Raw genomic sequence first — 11,683 nt, 5'->3', positions numbered from 1 at the left:
AGGCACTGACCAGTACAGAAGGGTCAAGCTGCCGTCGGTGTGCGATCCAACCGCAGTGTTACATCCGATGAAATTGCGGCCACTTGGAACATCGGTGTCAGATCGCGCGTTAAGCCCTCGTCGGCCCTGGTAGGCGGCCGGCGAGTCGCCAGCGACGGGGCCGATCTGAAGTCGTAGTGGTAATGACGGCTATTCGTCGGGGGTGAGTGGTCGACAGACCCGTCCTGCTGGAGCGACGGTGCGGTGTCGGTCGACGGATAAGCTCCTGGCATGAACATCCGTGTAGAGATCATCCGGGAGGCGAGTCAGGAACTCGTCGACGCTTTCAGTAGGTTGCTTCCGCAGTTGTCTTCGACTGCCAAGCCCCTTGACTACGAAGCGATCGGCCGGATGGTGACCTGTGATGCCAACACGGTGCTCGTCGCACGAACGCCTGACGCGATCGTCGGCACCCTGACACTGGTGCTGTTGCCCTTGCCGTCCGGCTTGCGGGCCCGCGTCGAGGACGTGGTCGTCGACAGCGCGGCGCGAGGCCAGGGAGTCGCTGGCCTTCTCACTCAGGAGGCCCTGCGGCTCGCCCGGGAAGCGGGTGCCCGGACGGTTGATCTCACCTCCCGACCGGATCGTGCGGCGGCGAACCGGCTGTATGAGCGTCTCGGCTTCCAGGCCCGACAGTCCACGGTCTACCGCTCCTCGATCGATGCGTAGGCGAGGTAGTCGGTGCCAGCTCGTTCCGCGTAGCGCATCGCTGTGATGGCGCTGATTCCCAGTGCGTCCGCGAGGACAGAGGGCGGGGCCTCGCGGACCATCTGCAGCCAGGCGCGCGAACGAGCGGCCAGGGGCCGGATGCCGATAGCGCGCAGGATGTTCGCGACGGCGTGGACGTGCATCGGGCGGCCGGGCATGAAGCCGGGAAACAGTGAATGGAGGTTGGGTTCGCGGCTGTGTTGAGCCCAGGGGGGCCGTCAGATGAACGCGAATCACGGCTGCCGCCGGATCTGGCACGTCCAACCAGTCTGAACCGAAGCCGACCTGGAGCCCGCCAGGACCGTCGCGTAGTTGATCGGTGCGAAGTTTGACGATCCGGGAGAGCGGCTGGCCGAAGAGGACGAGCATCAGGCCGATGGCCCGATGGCCCGATGGCCCGATGGCCCGATGGCCCGATGGCCCGATGGCCCGATGGGCAGCGGGCAGGGTGTCGTGGAGTAGGAGCGCCCGCATGGTGTTCAAGTACTCGTCCTCACTGGCCAGGGGGCTGGTCCGGCTGGTCGGCAAGGGGAGGGTGATGTTGCGGACGAGACGCTGCCGGATGGCCCAGTAGAGGAGGTTGTTGGCGTGCTGGCGGGTAGTGGTGCCGTTGCCGAACCACGCGTCGATGTCGTGCTGGGTGCACTCGCCCAATGAGCGGCCTCGGTTCCCGAGCCAATGCAGGAACTGGACGGCGACGGTGACGTGCTGCTTGGCTCGGAGGACGGCGCCGGCGGCCACGGGTGCGGTGCGGGCCTGGTCCCGTAGCCGCCGCTTCAGGTGCCAGCGGCTGTAGCGTTCGATGAGGCGGCGCTGGTCGGGGTCGTTGATCGCGTCGAGCTTGGGAGTGCCCGCTGCCGCATCGAATAGCTCCCGGTAGCCGTCGAGCCACTGCTGCACGACCTTCACCGACCAGGGAAAGACGGTCAGGACGCTGCGGCGCTTGGGCGCGGAGCCCTTGGCCGCCTTGCCCCAGCGGACATAGACCACGCCCAGGTCCCCGAACTCGGGGGCGTGCGGGTTGCGGCCGAAGTCGGCGAGTTCCAGTTTGATCACTTCGCGGCGGCGCAGCCCCCACGCCAGCGAGGAAAGGAAGAAGACGCTGATCTCCGAAAGCCGAGGGCCCAGCCGGCCGACCGTGCCCCGCCGGTGAGTCGAACCGGGGAGCTCAGCGGGCCAGCAGGTCCTGGATCGCCTCCGCGATCTCGTCGGGTGCCTCCTCGGCCATGAAGTGCCCCGCTCGGGTCAGCCGGTGGTCCAGGTCCGATGCCCACGGCTTCCACACCGTGGCGGCGTCATAGCCCAGCTGTGCGCCCCAGTCCTGTTGGATGACCGTCACGGGCATGGCCAGCTGCGCCCCTGCGTCCAGGTCCGCCTGGTCGTGCGTGACGTCGATGCCCGCCGAGGCCCGATAGTCCGCGACGATCGACGTCACTGCCGCGGCGCTCGCCCGCAGGTATTCGGCACGCACATCCTCCGGCATGGCGGTCGCGTCGTTGGCCCAGGCGTCGAGGAACGAGCCGAAGAACACGTCCGCGCTATTGGTGATCATCGTCTCCGGCAGGCCTGGCGGCTGTGCCATGAGGAAGAGGTGGTAGCCGACCGCCGCCGGGACGCCGTGCAGGACGTTCCACATGTCGAGCGTCGGCACGATGTCGAGGATGCCCAGGTGCGTGATGGTCTCGGGATGGTCCAACCCCGCCCGGAAGGCGATCAGGGCGCCCCGGTCGTGGCCGACGAGGGCAAAGCGCTCGTGCCCGAGCGCCGCCGCCAGGTTCACGACATCGGCGGCCATGGTGCGCTTGGCGTACACATCGGGGTCGGTGGCCGCCGGCTTGTCGCTGGCGCCGTAGCCCCGCAGGTCAGGACAGATCACCGTGTGCTCGTCGGCGAGCCGCTCGGCAACGTGTCGCCACATCAGGTGGGTCTGGGGGAAACCGTGCAAGAGCACGACCGGGCTGCCGCTGCCGCCGACAGCGGCAGCCAGCTCGACACCGTTCACACCGGGCAGGCGGATGTGATCGAAGCCGGGAATGGTGAGCGCCATGAAGGGCCGTCCTTTCGGGTCGGGGACTGACCCGATCAGCCTGTGCGACAACGATCAGCAGCCGATCAGTACGGTTGGGCGCAGCCGGCCCCCAGCACGGAGGATGGGGGGCATGCGAATCGACGTGCTCGGTGCCGTGCGGGCCCTCCGCGAAGACGGCAGTGCGGTTGACCTGGGCGGACCCCGCCATCGTGAGGTACTCGCCCGGCTCGTCGCCGCCGAGGGACGGATGGTCACCACCGACACCCTGGTCGACGACCTGTGGACCGATCCACCGGCCCGCGCCGTGGGCGCTTTGCGTACGTTCGTTGCCGCGCTGCGCCGCGCCCTCGAGCCCGACCGGCCGCCCCGCAGTCCGCCGCGCGTCATCGTCACCGAAGGTCCCGGCTACGTGCTGCGCCTGCCGCGCGAGGACGTGGACGTGCATCGGTTCCAGGACACCCTGGCCCGGGCCCGGCGCAACCCCGACACGGTGGCCGAACTCGGCGCGGCGCTCGCGTCCTGGCGCGGAGTCGCCTACGCCGACGTACTCGGCTCCCCATGGGCGCAGCCGAGCGGATCCGGCTGGAGGAGCTGAGGTTGGAGGGGGTGGAACTGCGTGCCCGTATCCTCCTCGAGTCCGGGGACGGGGCCGATCTCGTCGCCGAACTGGGTGCCCACGTCGCCGAGCACCCGTGGCGCGAGCCGGCCTGGGGGCTGCTTGCCCGCGCGCAGTACCGCGCGGGCCGCCAGGCCGACGCGCTGGCCACCCTCCGCCGCGCCCGCACGATGCTCATTGATCAACTCGGACTGGACCCCGGTGCCGATCTTCAGCGCTTGGAGATGGACATCCTCAACAGATCCACGCCCCTCGAAGACGCCCGCACCGCGTGGGGCGGCCCTGGTGTCCGGCTCGGCCCGCGCACCACCGTGGAGCTGGCCCGCACTCTCGCGCTGGCGGGCGGTGACGCCCTCGTCCACTCGCGGCGCGACCGCCTCGCCGCAGCCCAGGCGGCGGAACGCACGGGAGACGTCTCCCTGACCGCTCGGATCATCGGTGCCTACGACGTGCCCGCCATCTGGAGCCGTGCCGACGACCCCGAGCAGTCCCGCGCCGTCGTCGCGGCTGCCGAGCGGACCCTCACGGCGCTCGGCCCGGACAGCCCCGCCGACCTGCGCGCCCGCCTCCTGGCCACGATCGCCGTCGAGAGCCGCAGCGCCGACCTGTCCGGGAGCGAGCTGAGGCGCGCGCAGCAGGCGGCACGGCAGGCCGAGGCGCTGGCACGGGACCTGGCCGATCCCGCCCTGCTGACGTTCGCCCTCAACGGGGTGTTCCTGCAGTCCTTCACCCACCTCGGGCTCGCGGCGGTACGGGACCAGATCGGCGCCGAGATCCTCGACCTGGCCACCCGGCACGAGCTGCCGAACTTCGCCGTACTCGGACGACTCATCCGCCTTCAATCCGCCTCGGCCCTCGGCGACCTCGACGCCGCAACTTCACATGCCAAGGCAGCCGAACAGCTCGCCGCCACCACCGAGGCGCCCCTCGTCTCCGTCCTCACCCGGTGGTTCAGGGCCCGGGCCACGGCCGCCCGCAGCACCGAACCCGGCGGACCGACCGCCGCCACGGCCGCAGCGCACTTCCGTGCTGCCGAGGACGCCCTCCGGGCAGCCGGAATGCCCGGGCTGCACCGCGGCCTGTTCCCGCTCGCCCTACTGGGCCTGCGCTTGCTGCACGACCGGCCCGCGCCCACCGACCCGCACCTCGACTGGGGCCCGTACCGTCCTTGGGCGCAACCCCTCGTGCTGCTCGCCCAAGACCGGGGCGAGGAGGCCCGTGCCGCGCTCGTCGCGACGTCCGAACCACCGCGTGACCACATGCAGGAGGCCCTGTGGTGCCTGACCGCCCGCGCCGCCGTACGCCTTGGCGAGCGCGGAATCGCCGCACACGCCGAGACCGCCCTGCGTGATGCCTGCGCAGAACACGCCGGCGCAGCCAGCGGCATGCTGACCCTGGGCCCGGTGGCGCGGTACCTGGCAGAGGCGGAGGCATGTGCCGGAGCGAGGTGAGCGAAAGCAATCCGCGAACCCTGAGCCGCCCAGTCCGGCACGGGACGGAAACATCCTGTCCAGACCGGGCTGATCGCGGCATGAAGTGCGTGAACAGCGCGATGCACGGTGGGAGATGTGGTGATGGCCGATGCCGCCCGGCTCGCCGTGGCGCACGCTCGTCTGGGACAACAGGTTGTTGAGGTAGGTGCCCGTGTGGTTGCCGTCCGCGGCGACTGTGGAGCCGTCACCCCGCACCTGGGGGATGTCCAGGCGGCTGTGCGCGTTGACCAGGTCGGCAATCGCCTCGTTCAGCGCGGGGATGGAGAAGTGCCGGTTCGTGGCCAGCGACAGCTCGTGCCCGGCGAGCCGGGATGTGGCGGGCGGCCTCGTAGGGACCCATGTTGGTGCCTCACGAAGGTGGTGATGACGTACTGGCCGAAGGGGCCCTTCAACTTCGGCTCGTGCCCGAGGCCGGGCCGAAACGGCGCCACCACTCCACCCGGTACGCCGTGCGGGAGATGATCCCGAGCAATGAGCGCTCCGGCATCCTCGCCTTGACCTCGTGTTTTCTTGCTCCACCGGACGAACTCACATCTGCGGTGGCCGCGGTCTGAGGCCGAGCAACCATCCGTGACTGGCAGTTCGCTCCAGACCGGCTCAGGCCGCAGGTCATCTCAGCCCCGATCAGCCCCGAGTCCGACTCAGCGCTACATGCCACCTGGCCGTAGCCATACGAGAACAGGGCTGTGAGTCCCGCGGGTTCACGCAAACTGAAGGGTTCTTGGTGGGAACCCAAGGGTCGGTCGCTGTGCTTCACGGTGCTGGCTCCGCGAGTTTGCCCCCAACTCACGACCACGCCGCTGCCTGGCTCTCTGGGCGGCCCATTCTTCAAGGCTCCGCGCTCCGGGCCAAGTTCTTTTGCCGAGGGCACTGTCGAGTGCTCGGCTGCCTGTTCCAGCAGTGCCCGCGCAGAGTCCGCGTAGCGGATGGCAGTCTTCTCGTCGATGCCGAAGACGAGCGCGAGGTGCCGCGGGCCTCTCCCAGCACCCGAGCGGCCTGCCGGGCCCGGACCAGCCAGGGGTTGGCCAGGTCGGAGTGGAGTTCCCGGTCGAACCGGCGGGTCCTTCCAGCCGCTTCGCGGCCCGCTGCTGCCCGGTCACCCAGGCGTCCTCGACCCGGGTCTGCTGGACGTGGATGTACCGCATTGTGGTGGCGATCCAGGAGTGTCCGAGGACCGCTTGGATCCCGAGCAGACCAAGGCCCCCGAGGTAGAGCTCGGACGCGCAGAAGGGCCGCAGGACGTGCGGCGTCAGCGTGTCGGCCCAGCCGGGCAGATGGGTCTTCGCTGCGGCGGCCAGGCCGTTGCGCAAGGCGTCGTCGCCGACGCGGCGCGAGGAGCCGTCGGTGTTCTTGCGCTCGGAGGGGGACAGCGGGCCCCGCATCGGTCGGCGCCTCCTGCCCCGCGGTGCGGCGGAGGACGCCTGAGGGGCCCTAGCCGGGAACCTCCGTGCGCTCCCACCATTCGTAGACGGGCAACTGCCCTTCGGTCGTTTCCTGGTGGCGTGAGGTGGCCCTGAAGTGTTCGTACCCGCCACGGAACGGGATCTTGATGTCGGGTCCGGGTGGGGTGAGCGGGACGATCCGGTCGGGAAGATCGTCGGGGCCGCCTTCGAGGACTGCTTTCGGTGCGTCGGTCATGGCGAGAGTTTCTCCGGGTGGTGGTCCGGCTCCTTCATGACGCGCCGAAAGGCCCATCGCCGCCCACCGCTCCCCACTCCGACGGCGCGCATGGTAACTTTGTAACAAGTTGGAGAGTATGTCTCCGGGAGGTGGACGGGTGCTGCAGATCCAGATCGGCCCCGAGCGCGCGGCGGACCCGGACGACCGCCTGATGCGGACCACCCTCGGGTGGCGCCGGGGCATGAGCGAAGACGAGGCGTGGGAAGCCGGCCGGGGCATCTGGAAGTTCAACGCCGACCGGGCCCTGTCGCAGGACGAGGTGCAGATCATCAACACCGAAGGCACGGTCCTCGCGGTCGCCAGGATCGTCGGCATCTCCAAGCACGGTGACCGTTACGCTCTCGAGGGCGAGCTCCTCCGCGACGATCCCCGCGTCGGCCGTCCGACCCGTAGCCCGCATCTGTCCCGTAACCCCGTCACCTACATCTGACGGGCCCCATGACACCTCAGTTGCCGCGAAGGGAGCGCTCTGGTGAGTGACTTCGACGCCATTGACGCGCTACTCGCGGCTGTCGGTCCGCAGGCCGAGCTCCCGCGGCCGGAGGTCCGCCGGGAGCTGCGGGAGCGGGCCAGGCTTTCCAAGGCCCAGGTGGCCCGTACGCTCGGCGTGAGCCCCAGCACGGTCGGCGCGTGGGAGAGCGGCCGCGACCCGGCGGACGAGATCCGCGCCAAGTACGCGTATCTGCTGGACGGACTGGCCGCCAAATTCACCACCGGGACGGCGAAGGAAGCGGCGCCCGCGGACAACGAGGGCGAAGCCACGGGCGAGACCGGCGACGAGACCGGGGACGAGGTGGAGTCCCTCGCCGCCGCCGAGCCGTGTGTGCTGTGCGGATCACCGGCCAGGCACCGGGTGGCGGGCTTCGCCCAGCATCTGGACCCGGCCGACTGTCGTCCTGCCGTCACCGCACCGCCCACCGTCACGCAGGCTGCCACCACGCAACCCATCGTCGCATCGCCCACAGCCGCGCCGCCCGAAACCCGGCCCTCCCGTGGCCCGGCCAAGCGCGCGTTCCAACAACAGTCCGGGCCCGGGGACCTGATCGGCCGGACGGTCCGGGCGGTGCTCGCCGAGCACCAGGGCGATGTCGACGCGGCCCTCGTGGCACTGCTGAAGCGGGCGATCCCGGACGCGATGCGGCTGCTGGACGAGACCCGCAAGGGAGCGCGGTACGACATCGTCGCGCACCCGTGGATCCCGGACATCCTCCGCAAGCAGACCTCCAGGGGCGCGGACCAGATCTGGGAGGCGCGCCCCAAGTGGACCCGCCGCGAACTGCCGCCCGGCCGCCACGAGGTGACCGCACTCGACATCAACGGCGCCTACCTCTCCGCCTTGAAGACCCACCTCCCGCTCGGCCAGCTGGAACACACCACCGGTTTCGCTCACGACCGCCGCCGCGCCGGCGTCCACCTGATCACCCCGCCAGAATGGGAACACGGGGCGGTGCTGCCCAACCCGATCGGCAACCGGGACGAGCCCGGTCCGTTGTGGGTCACCGAACCGACCCTGCGCCTCCTGCTGCGCCTCTCCGGCCCGAAACACGCTCTGTGCGCGCCCCCGGAGATCCACGAGTCCTACACGTCCGGTGCGACGGAGAACCTCCTTGAGAAGTTCCGCGTCGCCCTCAAGGACGCCCGGGACACGGCGATCGCCGAGGACGACGAGGTGACGCTGGAGTACGTGAAGGCGATGTACTCGAAGTTCGTCTCCACTATGGGGGAGTCGAACTACAACCGCGAGCTCTACCGCCCGGACTGGATGCACATCATCCGCAGCCAGGCGTTCTCCAACCTCTGGATGAAGGCCCTCAAAGCCCACAACGAGGGCCTCACCGTCGTACGCGCGATGGGCACCGACGAACTCCACGTCATCGGCGACTGGCACCGCGTCTTCACCGAAGGACGCGGCGTGACCGAGGTCAAGACAAAGGACATCTACACCGCGGGCACCGACGACACCGAGGACATGCCGGGGGAGGCGGAGTAGATGCCCGAGAGGACCATCGATTTCGGGAAGTTCGGTGCCCGGGGCATCAAGGGCAGCGACGCCGTCGCGCGCAAGCTCGACGAGCTGGCGGACGGCATCGTCACCCCGGTCACCGTGAAGCGCGGCCTGATGGCCCGGCTGCACTACCTGACCCGGACCGACCACAGCCGCAGGGCGGCAAGGGACGCCGGGCTGACGGTGACCGACCGGACGCTGAAGGCGTGGCTGGAGGAGCGGCGCCGGCCGTCCAACGCCAACCTGGAACGCATCGACGCCGCCTACCGCCAGGTGCGCCGCCAGAACGTCGCGCGGTACCTGCTCCGGCGCCTGAACGCCGACGGCGGGACGCGGGTGGAGATCCATCCGCTGAACCAGTCGCAGGTGCCGCGACCGCTTCAACGGGTGGTGGAGTACCGCACGATGAACGTCCGCCGCTGGGACCGCATCGTCGAGGCCTGGGCATCCGGCGACCAGCAGGGCCTGGACGATGCCTGGGAGGACGTCATCGTCGACCTGGGGTCGCAGTGGGGGCAGTACGAGTACGTCACCAACATCGGCTTCGCCGCGTAGCCGGTCGCTCCGCCGCCGCACGACTTGCTCCTCCTGCAACAGGAGGTCCTACGGTCCCTGCCATGAAGATTGTTGTTCATGACACGGCGTCCGCCATGTTCGATCTCTTGCACAGCCCGTCGGAGGAGCGGCCCGACGCCCTGCGGGACATGCTCGGCCCGCTGCAGAGCGGTGCGCTGCCCGAGGCCAGGAGTGCCGAGACCGTCCATGTCGTGCTGGTGCTCGGCGACCCCGATGACGACCACCTGACGGTGCGCAGCGCCGACTACTTCGGCATGGGCGGAATCCCGGGGCGATCCAGCTGACGATGTGGCCCACCGCGACCAGCCTGGCGAAGATCGGCGATGTCACCGCGTATGAGCTCCACCACAACGTGCGGTACGCCAACGTGTTGTGGTGCAGGTGCCACTGCCGGTCAGCCCATGGGGACCAGCGTGAGGTAGGCCATCCCGAGCACACCCCGGTAGCCCCTCAGCCAGCTCGCCCGGTGCCGTTCCACGCGCTCGCGGGTCTCCTTCGCCAGCGGGTGGTCCGGGTGAGTGGCCAGCCACTCCTCCGCGTCCGACTGATAGCCGGACTCGAAGTCCTCCCACTCGTCGTCGCCCGCCGTCTCGATCCAGACGGGCCGGAACCCGGCGGACACGGCGAGGTCGACGAGTCCGGCCAGATCATGGAACTCGTCGGCACGGGCGTTTGGCCACATCGCGGCCAGTTCGGCCGTGGTGGGGGAGCGCTGCCAGAAGCACTCGGCGAGCAGGACCCGCCCGCCGGGCGTGACGATCCGGCGCAGCGCACGCAGGGCGCCCGCAGTGTGCTCGGGCGGTTCCGCAGTGCTGAGGGCGTGGCTGGCTCCGAGACACAGGACGAGGTCGGCGGACCCGTGCGGCGCCTCCTCGGCGGCCCCTTCGACGAACTCCACGCGTCCGGTCAGTGCACGGGCCTCGGCGTTCGCGCGCCCCCGGGCGATGTCCTCGCCGTTGAGATCGATTCCGGTCCCGCTCGCCCCCGGCACCGCTTCGAGGACCCGGAGCATCAACTCCCCCCAGCCGCAACCGATGTCCAGCACTCGTGCGGGGGCGGCCCGGCCGAGCCGGTCGACGATCCGCGCGGCCCGCGCCTCGGAGAGGGGGCCGTGGAAGGTGAGCCGGGTCAGGCGAGGCGGAAGATCGGTCTCAGTCATGCGGCACACGCTAACGCCGATGGGCCTGCCACGTACACCGAGTTTCGCTTCCGCCGCACCGGATCACGTCGGATTCATCAGGGCCACAGGCCGACGTTTTCCCGTCCGACGCGGACCTCCACCAGATGACGTCCTTGTCGAGCCGGGACTTCCGGACGGCTTGGGCCATCGTCCGGCAGACGTACCTTCGGAATCGGAGTACGCCCCGAACAAGCCCGATCGCGCCCCGACCACGTCCCAAGCTGCGATCGACCGATGAGATTTGATACCGCTCATGACGTCGCAGCGCCCCGGAACGGGGGAGTGTCCGGGGCGCTGCTGCCTGTGTGCCGATTCGCGGCGCGGGGCGGTGTTTCAGACCTTGGCTGCGGAGATCTTTACGTCGTTCACGGTGCAGGCCGGCGGGCCTTGGCGGTGGCCTGCTTCCTGGCGACGGTCTCAGTGGCGGTGCCGGTGGATCCGGATGCGCCCGAGCCGACGGTGGTCGAACCCGAAGCGTCCGTGCTTTTGTCGCTCTTGCTGCTCGTGCCCTGCTCGGCGGAGACGATCACGGCGGCCCCGCTGCCCGTCGGGCTGTCGTCACTGCCGCAGGCGGTGAGCGCCATGCTGGGGGGCGGCGATGCCAGTCGCGGCGAGTACGGCAGGAGGGCGGACGGAGGTACGCAAGTGGGACTCCCCGTGAGCTGTGCGGTGGTCGGTGCTTGCTGCCGAGGGTGGCGGCTGGTCTGTTCATAGTTTTGGCCTCCGCGCTGTCGTTATGGTGACGTCCGGCTGACGTATCACTGACGCTCTTACCGCACCTCCGTCAGGGGACGAGGAGCAGTCGGCCCAGGATGCCGCCCTCGGCCAGTCGGCGGTGGACCCGCGCCGCTCCGTGGAGGGGCAGGGCGCTGGCCGCCCGCGCCCGGACGAACTCCTTGTTCCCGGCCCCGGCGTAGACCACCAGCCGCAGCCCGCACGGGGGCCGGTTGTCACTCCTGCTCGGCGCGCGCGACGCGAAGAACGCCACGGCAGCAAAGTGACGCCAGCGAAATGCGGCTCTTCGCGCCCACTGGTCGGTGCATCCTCGGCCCCTGAGGGGCCTCCGATGCGCCGACGGGGTCCGCAGGGGATCGGGCGACTGCGGGAGTTCAGGGGTGGTAATGGGCAGAGGGGCTGAGGTCGGTGGGGCTGATCGAGGCATACATGGCGGGTGTTCCGTCGCCTGCGGCCGCGTCGTGGCGTGCTTTCGCGGGCTGAGGAAGGGGGGTGCGAGCAAGGGTTTCACCGACGGGACTGAGCGGGGACAAGCATGAGGGCCCTGTCGGAAGTCACGGAGCCTCGCCTTGCACGACTGCTTTTCGCAGCCCGAGGTGCTGTGGAGCTGTCGGGTCGACGG

The 11,683-nt window shown here is 69.8% G+C and carries 11 protein-coding genes and 3 pseudogenes; 6 read left to right on the top strand and 8 right to left on the bottom strand.

From position 1 onward, the window contains the following. The first annotated feature begins 270 nt into the window (after nucleotides 1–270). The gene (locus ACWCQ6_RS24150; protein WP_451092392.1) at nucleotides 271–708 is read left to right on the top strand and encodes a GNAT family N-acetyltransferase; all 438 of its coding nucleotides are present in this window, start codon (nucleotides 271–273) and stop codon (nucleotides 706–708) included. Here ACWCQ6_RS24150 and ACWCQ6_RS24145 read toward each other — a convergent pair. Both ACWCQ6_RS24145 and ACWCQ6_RS24140 read right to left on the bottom strand, forming a co-directional pair. Continuing rightward, entirely contained in the window at nucleotides 684–905 is a 222-nt protein-coding gene (locus ACWCQ6_RS24145) for a hypothetical protein (protein ID WP_451092390.1), read from the bottom strand. The two genes, ACWCQ6_RS24150 and ACWCQ6_RS24145, sit on opposite strands and share 25 nt — an antisense overlap. Nucleotides 906–1,915: 1,010 nt before the next feature. Beyond that, nucleotides 1,916–2,794: an alpha/beta fold hydrolase gene (locus tag ACWCQ6_RS24140; protein ID WP_451092388.1), complete on the bottom strand. Its 879-nt coding sequence runs from the start codon at nucleotides 2,792–2,794 to the stop codon at nucleotides 1,916–1,918. 112 nt (nucleotides 2,795–2,906) lie between these two features. On the opposite strand from ACWCQ6_RS24140, the pseudogene ACWCQ6_RS24135 reads away from it, so the two are divergent. Continuing rightward, a pseudogene (locus tag ACWCQ6_RS24135) lies at nucleotides 2,907–4,843 on the top strand (AfsR/SARP family transcriptional regulator). Nucleotides 4,844–4,954: 111 nt separating this feature from the next. On the opposite strand, the pseudogene ACWCQ6_RS24130 reads toward ACWCQ6_RS24135, so the two are convergent. The 3 genes and pseudogenes from ACWCQ6_RS24130 to ACWCQ6_RS24120 all read right to left on the bottom strand — a co-directional run. Then, a pseudogene (locus ACWCQ6_RS24130) lies at nucleotides 4,955–5,404 on the bottom strand (Tn3 family transposase); the annotation flags it as partial. Nucleotides 5,405–5,586: 182 nt separating this feature from the next. Further along, entirely contained in the window at nucleotides 5,587–6,267 is a 681-nt protein-coding gene (locus ACWCQ6_RS24125) for a tyrosine-type recombinase/integrase (RefSeq protein ID WP_451092386.1), read from the bottom strand. Between the two features lie 49 nt (nucleotides 6,268–6,316). Beyond that, complete coding sequence (locus ACWCQ6_RS24120) at nucleotides 6,317–6,523, bottom strand: DUF5988 family protein (protein ID WP_451092384.1); 207 nt, start codon at nucleotides 6,521–6,523, stop codon at nucleotides 6,317–6,319. A gap of 139 nt (nucleotides 6,524–6,662) precedes the next feature. On the opposite strand from ACWCQ6_RS24120, the gene ACWCQ6_RS24115 reads away from it, so the two are divergent. The 4 genes and pseudogenes from ACWCQ6_RS24115 to ACWCQ6_RS24100 form a co-directional block, all read left to right on the top strand. Continuing rightward, entirely contained in the window at nucleotides 6,663–6,995 is a 333-nt protein-coding gene (locus ACWCQ6_RS24115) for a hypothetical protein (RefSeq protein WP_451092382.1), read from the top strand. A gap of 42 nt (nucleotides 6,996–7,037) precedes the next feature. Beyond that, the gene (locus ACWCQ6_RS24110) at nucleotides 7,038–8,555 is read left to right on the top strand and encodes a helix-turn-helix domain-containing protein (RefSeq protein ID WP_451092380.1); all 1,518 of its coding nucleotides are present in this window, start codon (nucleotides 7,038–7,040) and stop codon (nucleotides 8,553–8,555) included. After that, nucleotides 8,556–9,125, top strand: a complete 570-nt coding sequence (locus ACWCQ6_RS24105) for a transcriptional regulator (RefSeq protein WP_451092378.1) — start codon at nucleotides 8,556–8,558, stop codon at nucleotides 9,123–9,125. A 62-nt stretch (nucleotides 9,126–9,187) separates the two neighbouring features. Further along, a pseudogene (locus ACWCQ6_RS24100) lies at nucleotides 9,188–9,522 on the top strand (DUF2268 domain-containing putative Zn-dependent protease); the annotation flags it as partial. Nucleotides 9,523–9,540: 18 nt separating this feature from the next. Here ACWCQ6_RS24100 and ACWCQ6_RS24095 read toward each other — a convergent pair. From ACWCQ6_RS24095 to ACWCQ6_RS24085, 3 genes are all read right to left on the bottom strand, one after another. Next, nucleotides 9,541–10,305, bottom strand: a complete 765-nt coding sequence (locus ACWCQ6_RS24095) for an SAM-dependent methyltransferase (RefSeq protein ID WP_451092376.1) — start codon at nucleotides 10,303–10,305, stop codon at nucleotides 9,541–9,543. Nucleotides 10,306–10,691: 386 nt separating this feature from the next. Continuing rightward, nucleotides 10,692–10,910, bottom strand: a complete 219-nt coding sequence (locus tag ACWCQ6_RS24090) for a hypothetical protein (RefSeq protein WP_451092374.1) — start codon at nucleotides 10,908–10,910, stop codon at nucleotides 10,692–10,694. Between the two features lie 200 nt (nucleotides 10,911–11,110). Continuing rightward, a complete protein-coding gene (locus tag ACWCQ6_RS24085) occupies nucleotides 11,111–11,314 on the bottom strand; it encodes a hypothetical protein (protein WP_451092372.1) in 204 nt (67 codons plus the stop codon). Nucleotides 11,315–11,683: the final 369 nt, after the last annotated feature.

This window comes from Streptomyces sp. NPDC001880, assembly GCF_053594575.1.
This window is presented reverse-complemented; position numbering and strand designations above follow the sequence as displayed.

What these genes read in the sequence shown, in the direction of transcription:
- ACWCQ6_RS24095 (WP_451092376.1), bottom strand. Translation starts at nt 10,305, where the DNA reads ATGACTGAGACCGATCTTCCGCCTCGCCTGACCCGGCTCACCTTCCAC.
- ACWCQ6_RS24145 (WP_451092390.1), bottom strand. Translation starts at nt 905, where the DNA reads ATGCCCGGCCGCCCGATGCACGTCCACGCCGTCGCGAACATCCTGCGC.
- ACWCQ6_RS24120 (WP_451092384.1), bottom strand. Translation starts at nt 6,523, where the DNA reads ATGACCGACGCACCGAAAGCAGTCCTCGAAGGCGGCCCCGACGATCTT.
- ACWCQ6_RS24140 (WP_451092388.1), bottom strand. Translation starts at nt 2,794, where the DNA reads ATGGCGCTCACCATTCCCGGCTTCGATCACATCCGCCTGCCCGGTGTG.
- ACWCQ6_RS24125 (WP_451092386.1), bottom strand. Translation starts at nt 6,267, where the DNA reads ATGCGGGGCCCGCTGTCCCCCTCCGAGCGCAAGAACACCGACGGCTCC.
- ACWCQ6_RS24150 (WP_451092392.1), top strand. Translation starts at nt 271, where the DNA reads ATGAACATCCGTGTAGAGATCATCCGGGAGGCGAGTCAGGAACTCGTC.
- ACWCQ6_RS24105 (WP_451092378.1), top strand. Translation starts at nt 8,556, where the DNA reads ATGCCCGAGAGGACCATCGATTTCGGGAAGTTCGGTGCCCGGGGCATC.
- ACWCQ6_RS24090 (WP_451092374.1), bottom strand. Translation starts at nt 10,910, where the DNA reads ATGGCGCTCACCGCCTGCGGCAGTGACGACAGCCCGACGGGCAGCGGG.